The sequence below is a fragment of the Vitreimonas sp. genome, assembly GCF_036392335.1.
GTDB lineage: Bacteria > Pseudomonadota > Alphaproteobacteria > Caulobacterales > Aquidulcibacteraceae > Vitreimonas.
The window spans coordinates 29813-45427 of sequence record NZ_DASVYD010000010.1; the positions used below are offsets into that span (position 1 = coordinate 29813).

At 63.5% G+C, this 15615-nt stretch carries 14 protein-coding genes and 1 tRNA gene; 13 read left to right on the forward strand and 2 right to left on the reverse strand.

Features of this window, described 5'->3' with window-relative positions:
- Window positions 1–3: 3 nt before the first annotated feature.
- Both VF769_RS01895 and msrA read right to left on the reverse strand, forming a co-directional pair.
- The gene (locus tag VF769_RS01895; RefSeq protein WP_331006672.1) at window positions 4–390 is read right to left on the reverse strand and encodes a response regulator; all 387 of its coding nucleotides are present in this window, start codon (window positions 388–390) and stop codon (window positions 4–6) included.
- Between the two features lie 192 nt (window positions 391–582).
- Window positions 583–1224 carry a peptide-methionine (S)-S-oxide reductase MsrA gene (gene msrA / locus VF769_RS01900; protein WP_331006673.1) on the reverse strand — a complete coding sequence of 214 codons (642 nt, stop codon included), beginning with the start codon at window positions 1222–1224 and terminating at the stop codon, window positions 583–585.
- Between the two features lie 177 nt (window positions 1225–1401).
- Between msrA and VF769_RS01905 the strand changes: the two genes are divergently transcribed.
- The 13 genes from VF769_RS01905 to VF769_RS01965 form a co-directional block, all read left to right on the forward strand.
- A tRNA-Ser gene (locus VF769_RS01905) sits at window positions 1402–1491 on the forward strand.
- A gap of 96 nt (window positions 1492–1587) precedes the next feature.
- Window positions 1588–2508, forward strand: coding sequence for a transcriptional regulator GcvA (gene gcvA, locus VF769_RS01910; RefSeq protein WP_331006674.1), 921 nt, complete (start codon window positions 1588–1590; stop codon window positions 2506–2508).
- Between the two features lie 113 nt (window positions 2509–2621).
- The gene (locus VF769_RS01915) at window positions 2622–4274 is read left to right on the forward strand and encodes a nitrite/sulfite reductase (RefSeq protein ID WP_331006675.1); all 1653 of its coding nucleotides are present in this window, start codon (window positions 2622–2624) and stop codon (window positions 4272–4274) included.
- Window positions 4271–5518 carry a phosphoadenylyl-sulfate reductase gene (locus tag VF769_RS18520; protein ID WP_331006676.1) on the forward strand — a complete coding sequence of 416 codons (1248 nt, stop codon included), beginning with the start codon at window positions 4271–4273 and terminating at the stop codon, window positions 5516–5518. Before VF769_RS01915 ends, VF769_RS18520 begins: the two co-directional genes overlap by 4 nt.
- Entirely contained in the window at window positions 5518–6447 is a 930-nt protein-coding gene (cysD, locus tag VF769_RS01925; protein WP_349258079.1) for a sulfate adenylyltransferase subunit CysD, read from the forward strand. Before VF769_RS18520 ends, cysD begins: the two co-directional genes overlap by 1 nt.
- The gene (locus VF769_RS01930; protein WP_331006678.1) at window positions 6447–7703 is read left to right on the forward strand and encodes a sulfate adenylyltransferase subunit 1; all 1257 of its coding nucleotides are present in this window, start codon (window positions 6447–6449) and stop codon (window positions 7701–7703) included. Before cysD ends, VF769_RS01930 begins: the two co-directional genes overlap by 1 nt.
- Window positions 7700–8443, forward strand: coding sequence for a uroporphyrinogen-III C-methyltransferase (gene cobA, locus VF769_RS01935; protein ID WP_331006679.1), 744 nt, complete (start codon window positions 7700–7702; stop codon window positions 8441–8443). The genes VF769_RS01930 and cobA overlap by 4 nt, the downstream gene beginning before the upstream one ends.
- A complete protein-coding gene (locus tag VF769_RS01940) occupies window positions 8440–8994 on the forward strand; it encodes a precorrin-2 dehydrogenase/sirohydrochlorin ferrochelatase family protein (RefSeq protein WP_331006680.1) in 555 nt (184 codons plus the stop codon). The genes cobA and VF769_RS01940 overlap by 4 nt, the downstream gene beginning before the upstream one ends.
- A 6-nt stretch (window positions 8995–9000) precedes the next feature.
- Window positions 9001–9804, forward strand: coding sequence for a sulfite exporter TauE/SafE family protein (locus VF769_RS01945; protein ID WP_331006681.1), 804 nt, complete (start codon window positions 9001–9003; stop codon window positions 9802–9804).
- Window positions 9801–10607 carry a ferredoxin--NADP reductase gene (locus VF769_RS01950; RefSeq protein ID WP_331006682.1) on the forward strand — a complete coding sequence of 269 codons (807 nt, stop codon included), beginning with the start codon at window positions 9801–9803 and terminating at the stop codon, window positions 10605–10607. Before VF769_RS01945 ends, VF769_RS01950 begins: the two co-directional genes overlap by 4 nt.
- A 481-nt stretch (window positions 10608–11088) precedes the next feature.
- Window positions 11089–12696, forward strand: coding sequence for a globin-coupled sensor protein (locus VF769_RS01955; protein WP_331006683.1), 1608 nt, complete (start codon window positions 11089–11091; stop codon window positions 12694–12696).
- Window positions 12697–12712: 16 nt separating this feature from the next.
- A complete protein-coding gene (locus VF769_RS01960) occupies window positions 12713–13891 on the forward strand; it encodes a carbohydrate porin (protein WP_331006684.1) in 1179 nt (392 codons plus the stop codon).
- On the forward strand, window positions 13891–15615 hold a 1725-nt coding region (locus VF769_RS01965), incomplete at its 3' end, for a methyl-accepting chemotaxis protein (RefSeq protein ID WP_331006685.1). The genes VF769_RS01960 and VF769_RS01965, both read left to right, overlap by 1 nt.

Sequence of the window (15615 nt, forward strand, 5' to 3'; positions counted from 1 at the left end):
GGACTAGGCTGGCGGACCCTTTCGCTCAGCTATCAAACGCTCAAGCACCTCCGCGAGTTGCCTCGCGCGAAATGGCTTGGCCAGCGCTGCGTCCGCGCCGCGCTCCCGCGCGACCTCGGTAATCGCGCGCCCATCGACAACGCTTGCGCCAGAGATCACGACGATCGGCATGTCGGGCCATGTGGCGCGCGCCTGCGCGATCAATTGCGCCCCGTCGGTGCCCGGCATGTTCATATCGGTGACGATGGCGTCAACTTGGCGGCGATTGGCGATATCAAACCCCGCGGCGGCGCCTGGCGCAGTCAGCACCTCGAAGCCCGCGTCGCTTAAGCCCAGGGCCAAAGCATCCCGCACCATGATGTCGTCATCGATCAGACAGATGAGCGCCATCGGCATCCCCGCAAATCAAGCGTTGAAATGTTAACACGCACACAGTGCTACGTCTCGGTTGCAGTTGGCTTAAGTCGAAACGCAGAACCGGACGCGGCGGCGAAGGCTTACGCTACGCCGCCGCGCATCACACGGGTCAAAGTGCAGTCAAATTGCAGTCGCGCCTAGATTCGTCGCGGTAAGGACGGTCGGCTATTCCACTGCGAGTCCGATCGGGCAGCTAATTCCGGTGCCGCCAATGCCGCAATATCCGTTCGGATTCTTGGCCAGATATTGTTGATGGTAGTCTTCCGCATAGAAGAAATCGGGCGCATCCCGAATCTCGGTTGTGATCGCTCCGAATCCGGCGGTGCGCAGCTTTTCCTCGTAGGCCGCTTTGGCGTGCTCGGCCGTCGCCTTCTGTGCCGCTGACGTAGCGTAGATCGCCGATCGATATTGGGTGCCGACGTCGTTGCCTTGGCGCATGCCTTGGGTCGGATCGTGGTTCTCGAAAAAGACCTTAAGCAGCGCGTCATAGCTTATGACCTTTGGATCGAAGATCACACGCACGACTTCGGTATGGCCAGTGCGCCCAGAGCACACTTCCTCGTACGTGGGGTTGGGAGTCGCGCCGCCCGCATAGCCGACGGACGTGCTGAACACGCCCGGGGTCTGCCAAAATTTCCGCTCAGCGCCCCAGAAGCAACCGAGCCCGAACACAGCCTCTTCCAGGCCCGCCGGGAAGGGCGGCTTTAGGGGGACGCCCGTGACGAAATGGGTGGCCGCCGTGGGGATCGGGGTGGGCCGGCCAGGAAGGATTTGGTCGACGCTAGGCATAATTGTGGATCGGGCCATGGAAACCTCGTTTGGACTTCGCGCTGAATGTAGGCGGCCGCCGCACCTCGAACACCCCTCGAATGAGCCTGGTTTGGGCAGGGAGCGGGGCGGTGGGCGCATTTCAGTACGCTGCTGGCCTGCCGTGAGTTACGCGCCTTGCGCCGGACCGCGCCCCCGGCCATAACCCGCCGCTCCGGACAGGTGGCCGAGTGGTTGAAGGCGCACGCCTGGAACGCGTGTATAGGTGCAAGCCTATCGAGGGTTCGAATCCCTCTCTGTCCGCCAGCCCTTTGCTTCGCGTTTCTGGTTCCTGGTGCATGGCGGCAGGGATGCCTATGTTGGGCGCGCGCGGAGTGATGCTTGGAAGACCTGAAAGACCCCATGCCCCCGTTCGTAAGCCTACGGGTTTTCGAGGCGGCGGCGCGATCTGGCAGCTTCGCCCGAGCCGCGGAGGAGCTCGGCATTAGCGCCGGGGCCGTGAGCCAGCATATCCGCTCGATCGAGGAATTCGCCGGCCAGCCGCTGTTTCGGCGCCTGGGCCGAGGTGTCGAGCTGACCGAGGCCGGCAAGTCCGCCTTCGCTCATGCCAGCGCCGCCATGGCCGAGATGCTCCAGGCCGGGCGCGCCATGCGCTCGGCGCTCCGGGGTCGGCGCATCTCAATATCTACCGCCCCGTCCTTCGCCTCAAAATGGCTCATTCCCAGATTGAGCCAGTTTCAGGAACTCTACCCCGACACCGAAGTTCGCATGTCCGCCGATATGACGCTCACCGACTTCGCCGGCAGCGATATGGACCTCGCTATTCGCTATGGGCCTGGCGGCTACGAGGGTCTGCATTGCGAGCGGCTGATGACGGAATCTGTCATTGTTGTCTGCAGTCCGCGCCTGCTTGAAGGGCAGCCTGGTCCCAAAACCGCCGCCGACCTGATTTCTTTGCCGTTGATCCATGACGATGCGCCCGAACGCGACCCGTCCTGCCCAACTTGGAACATGTGGTTCGCGGCGCGTGGTCTGCGTCGCGCGGATGCCGAGCGGGGCCTACGCTTTAATCAATCGAGTCTGGCTATCGAAGCAGCGATTGGCGGCAAGGGGCTCGCGCTCGCTAAGCGCCAGCTGGCGCTAGGGGACATCGCCGAGGGGCGCCTGATCGCGCCGCTCACAGAGGGCGATGCGCCAGTGAACTTCGCCTATTGGCTGGTTTGGCCGCGCGGCCGCCGCTTCGAGCCAGCGCAATTGGCCTTCCTCGATTGGCTCCGCGCCCAGGCGATTGAGGGCGATTCAGCGGCGGATCACACCGCCTGAAGCCTTCCTAAAGCAACACTTTAGTCCCGCGGCCTACCTCGGGTCCGGCGTGGCGCCCATTGTCTGGTCTCGCCAGGGCCGCGACGGCCCGTCTCCCGCAGGCCAGCTCCGCTATGTATCGCTACGACGCTGTCGATCGCCTCATTGTTGAGGAACGCGTAGCGCAATATCGCGACCAGACGCGCCGCTATCTCGCCGGCGAGTTGGACGAGGACGCGTTCAAGCCGCTGCGCCTGCAAAACGGCCTCTATATTCAGCGCTACGCGCCAATGCTGCGCGTCGCCATTCCTTATGGCGTTCTCTCGTCCACGCAGTTGCGCAAGTTGGCCGAAATCGCGCGTAAGTTCGATCGCGGCTACGGCCATTTCACCACGCGCCAAAACATCCAATACAATTGGGTGAAGGTCGAGGAAGTGCCAGACATTCTGGCCGAACTCGCGACCGTTTCGATGCACGCGATCCAGACCAGCGGCTCATGCGTGCGCAATGTCACCACCGATGCGTTCGCCGGTGTCGCGCAGGACGAGATCGTCGATCCACGTCCCTATTGCGAGCTGATGCGGCAGTGGTCGACGCTGCATCCGGAATTCGCGCACCTGCCGCGCAAGTTCAAAGTCGCCTTCAACGGCGCCAAGGAAGATCGTGCGGCGACGCCTGTGCACGACCTTTCGTTCGATCTTTATCGCGACGAAGCCGGCGAGGTGCGTCTGATCGTGAAGGTCGGCGGCGGGCAGGGGCGCACCCCGCGCATCGCCTCGATCATCAAGCGCGACCTGCACTGGAGCGAAATGCTCACCTACACCGAGGCCGTGCTGCGCGCCTACAATCGCCTCGGCCGTCGCGACAATATCTTCAAGGCCCGCATCAAGATCCAAGTGCAAGAATTGGGCGCCGAAGCCTTCGCGGCCGAGGTCGAAAGTGATTGGGCCCACCTGCGCAATGGTCCGAACACGCTGACGCCGGACGCCCTCGAGCGCGTTGCGAAATTCTTCGTCGATCCGCCGCTGGAAACTTGGTCGGAGCCCGCCCCGAAAACGCTGCCAATCGATGCAAACTTCCGAGCCTGGAAGAGGCGCAACATCACCGGGCATCGCCACGCGGATTATGCCGCAATCACCATCAGCCTGAAGCGCGAAGGCATCGCGCCGGGCGATGCAACGTCGGACGAAATGGATTTCATCGCTGATTTGGCCGATCGCTACAGCTTCAGCGAAATCCGAGTCTCCTATCACCAGAACCTGATCTTGCCGCACGTGCCGCGCGCCAAGCTACACGAACTATTCATGGAATTGGATTCGCGCGGGCTTGCGCGCGCCAATATCGATCTTGCGTCGGACATCATCTGCTGCCCCGGCGGCGACTTCTGCTCGCTGGCCAACGCCAAGTCGATCCCGCTCTCGGCCGCCATCGCCGCCGCCCTCGCGCCGATAGAAGAAGAGCTTGGCGAAATCGCCATCAACGTCTCGGGCTGCATCAACGCGTGCGCGCACCACCACGTCGGCCATATCGGCGTGCTCGGCGTGGAGAAGGCTGGCGAAGATTGGTACCAGGTGCTGATCGGCGGTCGTCCCGACGGCGTGGGCCGTTTGGGTGTGCTCACCGGCAAGGCGGTGCGTCAGGAAGAAGTCCCCGGCGTGATTGAGCGTCTCGCACGCCACTATCTCGCGATCCGCGGGGAGCGTGAAAGCTTTATCGCGGCGGTTGAACGCGTGGGCGCGGAATCTTTCAAGGCTGTCCTGGCCAGCGAGGAGACCGCCGCAGCATGAGCCTCGTGGTTGAAATCGACGCGCAAGGCGCGAAAGTGATCGGTCAGGCGCCCGCGCGCGCGCCGCTCACGCCGCCGAAGCCGGCCAATGAAGGCCACGGCGACGTGCGCAAGAAGATCGTGCCGAATGTCAAGCAGCCGACAGAGCCGACCAACAAAGAATGGGAGGGCGGCCAATACCTGTCGCTGCAAGAATGGCTCGACGGCTCGCAAGAAGGCGGCGCGATCCTGTTGCAACCCGCCGACGACGTGAAGAAGCTCGACGGCCGCATCGGCAATGCAGCCCTGATCTCTGTCGACTTCCACCGCATCGGCGACGGTCGCGGCTATTCGCATGCGTTCCTGTTACGCAAGCGTTTGAACTACCAGGGCCGTTTGCGCGCGCAGGGCGCCGTCACGGCGGATCAGGTCTTCGCGATGGCCCGCGTCGGCTTCGATTCCTTTGCGCTGCGCGCTGATCAGAGCGCTGAAAATGCCCTCAAGGCGCTGGAAACATTCAGCATCCCATATCAGGGCGCGGTCGTCGCCGGCGCGGCCGTGGATCGCGCCGACGCCAACTTCGCCGCGCGCGTCCGTCTGCTGGAGCGGGCCTTAATCGAGATCGCGCAGCGCCATGAACGCCCGGCGCTCGCGTCGAGCCTTTCGGCCGAGGACATGGTGATCACCGACGTGATCGCGCGCCTCAGATTGCCGATCGACATCTTCACGCTCGAAACCGGCCGCCTCAATCCCGAGACGCTCGCGCTCATCCCGCAGGTAAAAGAGCGCTACGGCATCGAGATCGACGTGCGCCGTCCGGACGAGCACGCGGTCGCCGCCTACATCGCCGCGCACGGCAAGGACGGCTTCTACGATAGTGTCGCCGCGCGCAAACTCTGCTGCAACATTCGCAAAGTCGCGCCGCTCAACGAAGCTTTGCACGACCGTGATGCTTGGCTCACCGGTCAACGCCGCGAGCAGGCCGTCACGCGCGGCGCGCTGCCGGAAGCCGAGCGCGATGCCGAGCGCGACATGCAGAAATACAATCCGCTCGCGGATTGGACTTGGGCTGACGTGCTCGCTTACGCGGCGCGCTTCGATATCCCGATGAACGCGCTTTATCAGCGCGGCTACGTCTCGATTGGTTGCGAACCTTGCACCAAAGCCATCCGTCCGGGCGAGGACCCGCGTAACGGTCGGTGGTGGTGGGAAAATCAGGACAGCAAAGAATGCGGCTTGCATACGATTCAGAACGTGGCGCGCTGATGAGCGGTGAAGCTCTCCAAGCGCCAGCGCCGTTGGCCGCGTCCGCGCGGCTCGATCGCCTCGAAGCCGAGGCGGTCTATATTCTGCGCGAGCTCTCGTTCTACAAGCGCCCGGCTTTGATGTTCTCCGGCGGCAAGGATAGCGCCGTCCTGTTGCATCTGGCGATGAAGGCGTTCGCGCCGTCGAAGCCGCCATTTGCGCTGCTGCACGTCGATACAGGGCATAATTTTCCGGAAGTGATCGCCTTCCGCGACAAGCGCGCGGAAGAGACGGGGCTGAAGCTCATCGTCCGTAGCGTGGAAGAGTCCATCCGCCGCGGCAGCGTGCGCGTCGCCAGCGAAACCGCCAGCCGCAATGGCGCGCAAGCCGTCACGCTGCTCGAAGCGCAACAAGAATTCGAATTCGACGCCTTGATTGGCGGCGCCCGCCGCGACGAAGAGAAGGCGCGCGCCAAGGAACGCGTGTTCTCACACCGCGACGCCTTCGGCGCCTGGCGGCCGCGCGCGCAGCGTCCGGAATTGTGGGGTCTCTACAACCGCCATATCGGCGTCGGCGAAAACATGCGCGTCTTCCCGATCTCGAATTGGACCGAGGCCGACGTCTGGGCCTACATCGCCCGCGAGAACATCGAGCTGCCTCAGCTCTATTATACACACCATCGCGACGTGGTGCGCCGCGATGGTTTGCTCTTCCCGGTCACCTCAATCACGCCGCCGCAGGCAGGCGAAAGCGTCGAGCGTCTGTCTGTGCGCTTCCGCACCGTGGGCGACATCACCTGCACGTGCCCGGTCGAGAGTTTCGCCGCCAATGCGGAAGACGTTCTGGTCGAAACGCTCACCGCCTCCGTCTCCGAGCGCGGCGCCACGCGCATGGACGATCGCGCCAATGCGGCCGCGATGGAGCGTCGTAAACTGGAAGGCTATTTCTAATGGATAGCGCCAGCTATTTCCGGCCAGCGCAGAATTGGAGCGGCGAGCAGATCCGTTTCATGACGGCGGGCAGCGTCGACGACGGCAAGTCGACGCTGATCGGGCGTCTGTTGCTCGATTCTAAAGCGCTGATGCTCGATCAGGCTGCGGGCCTCGACGGCGAGGAGATCGATCTCGCCTCGCTCACGGATGGACTTGAGGCCGAACGGGCGCAAGGCATCACCATCGACGTCGCCTATCGCTATTTCGCGACGCCGCGCACCAGCTTCATTATCGCGGATTCGCCTGGCCACGAACAATACACGCGCAACATGGTCACCGCCGCCAGCGTCTCTGACGTCGCGGTGATTGTGATCGACGTGGCGCGGGTGGAGAAGGGGCTCTTGAAGCCGCAGACGCGCCGTCATGCGGCGGTCGCGGCTCTGATGGGCCTCAACATCATCGTCGCCGTCAACAAGATGGATCTCGTCGGTTGGTCGCAGGAGCGCTTCGATGAGGTGCGCACGGCGTTCAACGATGTTGCTGGCATTCTCAATATCAAGAACATCGCCTTCGTGCCGGTTTCGGCTAAGCGCGGCGAGAACATCGTCAATCGCGGCGGGCCTGATTGGTACAATGGGCCGACTTTGATTGAGCTGCTGGAAGACACCCCGCGCAAAACCTCGCTTGCGCATGCGCCGCTGCGTCTGCCGGTGCAACTCCTGCTGCGCGATGGCGATATTCGTCTTTACGCGGGTCGCATCGAATCCGGCGCGGTGAAGCCGGGGGATAAGGTCCGGGTCGGCCCAGGCGCCTTCGCCGCCACGGTCGCGCAAGTGCGCATCGGCGGGGTAGGCGTGGCGTACGCCGAGGCGGGCGCCTCGGTTGCGCTCGAATTGGCCGAAGATCGCGATCTCGCACAAGGCGGCGTCATTGCGGACAATGACGTGCGTTATGCCCGCCGTGTGGTCGCCGATCTCTGCTGGCTCGATGAGAACGCCTGGACCCCGGCGCGGCGTTATCGCTTGCGCCAAGGCGCGCTCGAAACCCAGGCGCTGATCGAGAACGTGCGCTTCGTCCGCGACGTCAGCAATCTCGACAACGTTCCGGCCCACGAGCTGAAGCTCAACGACATTGCCAGCGTCCAACTCGCCGCGCGCGATCCCATTTTGGCCGATCTGTTCGCCGAGCTGCCCGGCACCGGCGCCTTCGTGCTGTTCGATCCCGACACCAACCAAACCGCCGCCGCCGGCATGATCCGGGAGATCGTCCAATGAGTGGTGTTGTTCACCTTGTCGGCGCCGGCCCTGGCGCGGCGGATCTGCTGACATTGCGCGCCGCGCGACTTCTCGCGGAGGCGGATGTCGTGCTCTATGACGCCCTCGTCAGCGCCGACGTGCTCGCACTCGCGACCAAGGCCAAGCTCTACAATGTCGGCAAGCGCGCCAACCGTCCCTCGATGGATCAGCGCCTGATCTCGCGACTGCTCGTGCGCATGGGGCTACGTTACCAGAACGTCGTGCGCTTGAAGGGTGGCGATCCGCACTTGTTCGGCCGCGCGACAGAAGAGATCGAAGCCTGCCGCGCCGCAGGCATCACGGTCACGACAGTGCCCGGAGTCAGCGCTGGCTTCGCCGCCGCGTCCGCGCTGGGCGTGTCGCTCACTTCGCGCGGCTTGTCGCGCTCCGTCACGTTCGTCACGCCAAGCACCGCGAAGGGCGGGGCGGAGAACATGCATTGGGCGCGCGCCGCGGCTGCGGCCGAAACAGCCGTGATCTATATGGGCGCCATGCATGCCGAGCGTGTGCGCGATGCGCTCACCGATCTTGGCGTCCCCACCGATCGCCCGGTCGCTTTGATCGAAAGCGCCTCATGGACGGAAGAGCGCGTCATGCGTGGCAAGCTGGCGGATTTGACGGCGCTTGCAGCGCAAGTGGGCGATGGACCCGCGATTATGGTTGTTGGCGAGGTCGCGCGCGAAGCGCGCGGCGCTCTTGAAGCGGCGAATGCAGCATGATTCCGCTCTATCTTGATCCCGCGCAGACGCGCATCGCTCTCATTGGCCGCGGTGCGCTTGCTGTGCGCCGTTTGAACTGGCTGATCCAAGGCGGCGCGGCGCCGGACGTCTGGTCCGACGAGCCCTCGCATGAGCTGCTCACCACAGCGAACGGCCGCTTCGAACGACGCCTGCCGAAGGAAGCGGAACTCGCGGACTATCACGCTGTATGGGTCGCGGACCTGCCGTATGAGCGCGCGGAGATGATCGCGAATGCGGCGCGTAGCGCGAATGTGCTCGTGAACGTCGAAGACGTGCTGCCGCTCTGCGATTTCCACACGCCGGCGGTGCTCCGCCGTGGACAACTCACGCTGGCGGCCGGCACCGGCGGCGCAAGCCCCGCCGTCGCGCGCGCCGCGCGCGAGCGGTTGGAAGCAGCGTTCCCAGAAACCTGGGCGACAGCCCTCAAGGAAATAGCGCAATCGCGCGCCGTGTTGCGGCAGAAGGGGGCAGGTTTCGATGCTTTGGTTGCGGACGCGCGTGCGCGCCTGGCTGAGCACGGCCTGACTTAACCGCACATGGATCCGTTTTTCTGGCAATCTGTTCTGGTCGGCTTCCTCGCCCAGCTCGTCGATGGCGCGCTCGGCATGGCGTATGGTCTTGTCTCGACCTCGTTCCTCATGGCGATGGGTGTGCCGCCGGCGGCGGCAAGCGCGGCTGTCCACACCGCGGAGATTTTCTCCACCGGCGTTTCGGGCGCCGCGCACACGTGGCGCAAGAATGTGAATTGGTCGCTCGTGCTCCGCTTGGCGCCGGCAGGCATTGTCGGCGGCATCGCCGGCGCGATGGCGGTGTCTTACTTGCCGATCGGCATTATCAAGCCGATTGTCTCCTCGTATCTGCTTTTGATGGGCGTGTTCGTCGTTACGCTTGCGTTCCGCAAGGCGCCCGAGAAACCTGTCTCGCCGAACAGCGGCGCAGCTGTCGGCCTTGTGGGCGGCTTCCTTGACGCGGCCGGCGGCGGCGGATGGGGCCCGATCTCGACCACCACCTTGCTGGGCCGCGGCCACGCCCCGCGCCAAGCGGTGGGCAGCGTCAATGTGTCGGAATTCTTCGTCACAGCGGCGATCTCGGCGACCTTCTTTTTGACTCTGGGGGGCGTACGCTGGACCGATATCGCGGGCCTTATTATTGGCGGCGTACTGGCGGCCCCAATCGCCGCCTTCGCGGTAAGCATCGCGCGGCCGCGTGTGCTCATGGGCGTAATCGGCTGCTTCGTTTCGTCGCTGGCGCTGTGGCAGATTGCTGTCGCCATTGATCCTAATATGACATTTGTGGCGTCGCTGACCGCGATGGCGTCGCCGAGCGGGTTCAGCAGATGAGTATCGAAACCTTGGAAACTCGGGTGGCGCCGCCGGCAAACGTGGACGTCGTGCGTGTCACGGCGGTGAAGCACTACACGCCGTTCCTATTCGCTTTCTCATGCGAGCGCCCCGCCGCCTTTCGCTTCCGGTCCGGCGAATTCGTGATGCTCGGCTTGATGAATGGGGCGAAGCCTCTGCTGCGCGCATACTCCATCGCGAGCCCCGCCTGGGACGAGCAGCTTTCATTCTATTCGATCAAGGTGCCGGACGGTCCGCTCACCAGTCGGCTGCAGAACATCCAAGTCGGCGACGAAATCCTGTTGGGCAAAAAGCCGACAGGCACATTGGTGCTCGACGCGCTGACGCCCGGCAAGCGGCTGTTCTTGGTTTCGACCGGCACTGGCATTGCGCCTTTCGCGAGCCTCATCCGTGAGCCGGAAACGTATGAGCGCTATGACGAAGTCATCGTCACGCACACCTGTCGCACTGCGCCGGAACTGCAATACGGCTACGAGACCGTCGAGGGTGCGAAGTCTGATCCGCTGGTGGGGGAGGAAGCCGCCAAGAAGCTTCGGCTCGTCACCAGTGTTACGCGCGATCCGCACCCGCTGCAGGGGCGCATCACTACGCTTATCGAGAATGGTGAGCTCTTCCGGCACTTGAACGAGCCGCCGCTCGATCCGGCGCAGGACCGCGTCATGATCTGCGGCTCGGCCGCCGTGCTGCTGGCGATGAAAGATTTGTGCGAGAGGCACGGCTTTGTCGAAGGCGCGAATAGCGAACCTGGCAGCTTTGTAGTGGAACGCGCCTTCGCCGGTTGAGACTGGCGGGGCATCCCACTCAAATGCGCGGGTCGCATCGGGCTCCGGACTTTTTGCAGTTCAATATGTATCTGGATAGACGCCGGTAGCCCTTGCCGCGCGCAGGACGCTGCCTGGAACGACCCTTGGGCGTCGCCGGTCTAGGTATAGTACTGACGCATTTTACTTCTGCCATTGGGCAGAAGAACTTGTAATCCTATCCAACGATGCTTGTGTGGTATTGCCTCAAAACCTGGAACGTCGTGAATTCGGACGCGCTTTATCTCGAAGTTCGCTTAGACCGAACAGGATATGCCCAACGCTCTAGCTGCATTCTTGATCTAGGTTGCACGCTCTAGTACCGCGAATACCTCATCGCATTTACCGCGATTTAAGCGCGCGGATCGAAATTAACCCTACGACGCGCGGTGTTGCGCGCCGTGCATTTCGCACGAGCGGCGCAGCCTAGGGCTGCCTCTGCGATTGCCTGGAGGGGCGTTCGATGAGTTCCGACAAGTTGCGTGAGCGGTTGGCCTTCATGCGTATCGATGCAGATACGCGCCGCGCCTTGCAGGGCGCCAAGGCGCCGATTGAAGCTGGTTTGTCGATCGGGCTTGATCGATTTTACGATCAGATTCGTGGCGAGCCAGCGGTCAGCCGATTCTTTTCCGACGAGTCGCACGTCGACAAAGCGAAGTCAGCGCAGGCGCGCCATTGGATGCGCATCGCCAGCGGCGAATTCAGCGATGACTACATGGCGAGCGTGCAGCGCATCGGTGAAACGCATGCGCGCATTGGCCTCAAGCCGCAATGGTACATTGGGGGTTACGGACTGATCCTCGATCAGCTTGTGCGCTCAGTGGTGGCCGAAAAGACCAAGTCGCGCGGCCCCTTTGGCAAGTTCGATTCCGATGATCTCGCCAATACGCTGGGGGCTTTGGTGAAAGCCGCCTTGATCGACATGGATCTGGCGATCTCCGTGTATTTGGATGCGTCCGAACGTGAGCGCCAGCGCCTGGAAGCGGAGTCCAAGGCGGCTGAGGAGGCCCAGCATCGGGTCGTGACGGCGTTGGCGAGTGGGCTGGCCAAGCTCGCCGCCGGCGATTTGACCTGCCGTCTCGAACAGCCGTTCGCGGGCGAGTACGAGAAACTCCGCGCCGACTTCAATGGCGCGATAGCGACCCTGCAAGAGGCGATGAAGGTCATCGCCGCCAACGCCAACGGCATCCGCGCCGGGGCGGCCGAGATCACCAGCGCCTCCGATGACCTTTCGCGGCGCACCGAGCAGCAGGCCGCAACGCTGGAGGAAACCGCTGCGGCGCTCGACGAGATCACGGCCACGGTGAAGAAGACGGCGGAGGGCGCGAGCCAAGCCAACGCCACCATCACCGCCGCGCGCGGCGACGCCGAACGTTCGGGTCAAGTCGTCAGCGAAACGGTCAACGCCATGAGCGAGATCGAGCGCTCGGCTAAGCAGATTTCGCAAATCATCGGCGTGATCGACGAAATTGCGTTCCAAACCAATCTGCTTGCCCTGAATGCCGGCGTCGAGGCCGCGCGCGCGGGCGATGCGGGCAGGGGCTTTGCAGTCGTCGCTTCGGAAGTGCGCGCTTTGGCGCAGCGCTCGTCGGAGGCGGCCAAGGAGATCAAGGCGCTCATCAACGAGAGCTCGCGCCAAGTCGAAGCGGGCGTCGATTTGGTCGGCCGCACCGGTGAAGCGCTTGGCGCGATTGTCTCCAAGGTCGCTGAAATCAGCAGCTTGGTCGCCGACATCTCCGCGTCGGCGCAGGAGCAATCCTCTGCGCTTGGGGAGGTCAACACCGCCGTCAATCAAATGGATCAGACGACGCAGCAGAACGCGGCGATGGTCGAACAAAGCACGGCGGCGAGCCACTCGCTCACGCATGAAGCGGAGACACTCACGCAATTGGTGTCGAAGTTCGATATCGGAGCCGCGTCGGCCGCGTCGGTCGCGTCGCCAAAAGCAGCCCCCGCGCGGCCGGCGGCTAAGCCAAGCGGCCCGGCCAAACCAAAGCCGCAAGCTGCGTTCTCAACGCGCGGATCAACGGCTCTTAAACCTTCTGCGGAACAAGACTGGGAAGAATTCTGAGTCGAGGGGGGCTCTCATGTCTGGTCAAGTACGACCGGAGAGGAGGTCGTGGCTGGCGCACGCGCCCGCGGCGGCATTAGCCCTTTCCGCAACTCCTGCGTTAGCCGCTGAAACCGTAAGCTGGTCTGTCGCCTACACAGCCGACGTGGTCGGCGGCTGGAGCGACGACGTCAGCACACGCGGCCGCTTTCTCGACAATCTCGACGTCGTCGCCGATGTCGATCTCGAACGCGCTTTCGGATGGAATGGCGCCACGCTGCATGGCCATCTGCTCAACAATTCAGGCGAAGCGCCAAACGATGATCTCGGCACGCTGCAAGGGGTCGATAATATCGAGGTCTCCGATCAGCACCTGCGTCTGTTCGAGTTCTGGGTCGAGCAGGCGTTCGGCGGCGGCAGCATCCGCGCCGGCCTCTACGACCTCAACAGTGAATTCTATTCCAACGAGTCCGCGGGTCTGCTGATCGCGCCGGCGTTCGGCATCGGCTCCGAACTTGCCGCCACCGGTCCGAACGGTCCGTCGATCTTCCCCTCGACTGCGCTTGCGGTGCGCGCGCGTTTTGATGTGAGCGAACGCCAGTCCGTCATGCTCGCGGTGTTGAATGCGTCAGCCGGCGTGTTCGGCGATCCAGAAGGCGTCGATACTGATTTCGATCACGGCGTGCTGGTGATCGGCGAGTATGGCTGGCGTGACAGCTTCAATTTCAATGTCGGCGCGTGGACCTACAGCGACGACCAAGACGACATCCGCGACCTCGATGGCCTTGGCGAACCGATGCAGCGTCGTGCGTTCGGGGCGTACGCCACCTATGAGCGCCCGCTGAGCGAGCAGGCGACGGGCTTTGTCCGCATTGGTGTCTCCGACGGCGACACCACGTCCTATTCGAGTGGTTGGCAAGCTGGCGTGCTGATTGAGTCGCCGCTCGCCTCGCGCCCCGACAGTCAAATGTCGTTCGGCGCCTATCAAGGTCGCTTCAGCGACAAGCACCGTGACAACGAGTTCGATCTCGGCGTCGACGTCGCCGACGCCGAGACCGGACTCGAATTCACCTATTCCGATCAAATCACGCCATGGCTGCGCGTGCAGCCGGATCTCCAGCTCATTCTTGACCCTGGCGGCGACCGGGACCGCGACGACCTTTGGGTTGCGGGATTGCGCATCGAAATCACACCGCCTTGGGGAGGGGGCTCGTGATGTCAGGCATGTTCAGTTCACTCAACAGAGTAGCCATGGCTGCGAGCGCCTCGATGTTGGCGCTCGTTGCCGTTACGGGCGGCGCCGGCATTTGGGCGCAGCAGGAGCTCACTCACGCGCTTGAGGATTCCGATCGCGCCGCCAATCTGCTGCGCAGTCATCTCACCGCCGACATGATGCACGACGCCATGCGCTCCGACGTGCTCGCCGCGCTCACGGCGCGTGATCCGACCGCGGGCATCGCCATCAATGAGGTGCGCGCCGATTTCGCGGAACATATGGCCGAATTCCGCGCCATGATTGCGGCGGAAACAGAACTCGCCCAGACCGAGGCCGAACGCGCCGCCGTGGCCGGCGTCGCCGAGCCGCTTAACGCTTATATCGCGGCCGCGGAGCGTGTGATCAACGAAGCCGAGACGAACCCTCAACTCGCGCTTTCGAGTCTCCCCGGCTTCTTCGAACAATTTCGCGCGCTGGAAGGGGCGATGGAGCAGGTCACGGAAGTGATCACCGCCAGCGCCGCCGAAACCAAACAGCGCGCGGAGAGCGGCTCAGCGCTTGCTTTCTGGCTGATGGTGTCGACGCTGCTGTTCGCCACCGGCGCGGTCGCCGCGCTCGCGTTCGGGGCGCGTCGTTATCTCGTCAATCCTCTGCTCAATCTGACGACGCAAATGGATCGCTTGGCGAAAGGCGACAACAGCATCGATCCTCCGGAAGCGGTGCGCGGCGACGAGATTGGCGCCATGGGGCGCGCTCTGCTGAGTTTCCGCCAGGCCGCGCTTGACCGAATTGAAGCCGAACGTCGCCATGAAGAGGCGCGCATCGCCGCCGCCAAGTCGCAAAAGGAGGCCGAAGCGCGCGCGCAACGCGAGGCTGAGGCTCTCGTCGTGGGCTCATTTGGCGAGGGCTTGTCCAAACTCGCGGCCGGTGATCTCACCTATCGCCTCAATGGCCAGCTGCCTGAAGCCTATGTCGCGCTTCAGAACGACTTCAATGACGCGATCTCGAAATTGGAGGAGGCGATGATCGTGATCGCCTCCAACGCTGAGGGTATGCGCTCCGGAACCAGCGAGATCAGCGCCGCCTCTGATGGTCTTTCGCGCCGCACCGAACAACAGGCTGCGACGCTGGAGGAGACCGCCGCCGCGCTCGATGAGATCACCGCCACCGTTGGCAAGACCGCCGAGGGCGCGCGTCAAGCCAACGCGACCGTGCAGCATGCCCGCGAACACGCCGACAAGAGCGGCGAGATCGTGCGTAGCGCCGTTGGCGCCATGGAGGCGATCGAGGGGTCCTCGAAGCAGATCACGCAGATTATCGGCGTCATTGATGAGATCGCCTTCCAAACCAATCTGCTCGCCTTGAACGCCGGTGTCGAAGCCGCACGCGCGGGCGAGGCTGGCAGGGGCTTTGCTGTGGTCGCGTCCGAAGTGCGCGCGCTGGCGCAGCGCTCCGCCGAGGCGGCCAAAGAGATCAAGGCGCTGATCTCGACCAGCTCACAGCAGGTCGAGGCGGGCGTGCAATTGGTGGGACAAGCCGGCCAAGCCCTTTCCGAAATCGCTGCAGGTGTCGCAGAGATTAACGCCTTGATGGCCGAAATCACATCGTCGGCCCAGGAACAGGCCACCGCGCTGACCCAAGTCAACAGCGCCATTAACCAAATGGATCAAACTACGCAGCAAAACGCTGCCATGGTCGAGGAATCCACCGCCGCCAGTCACGCG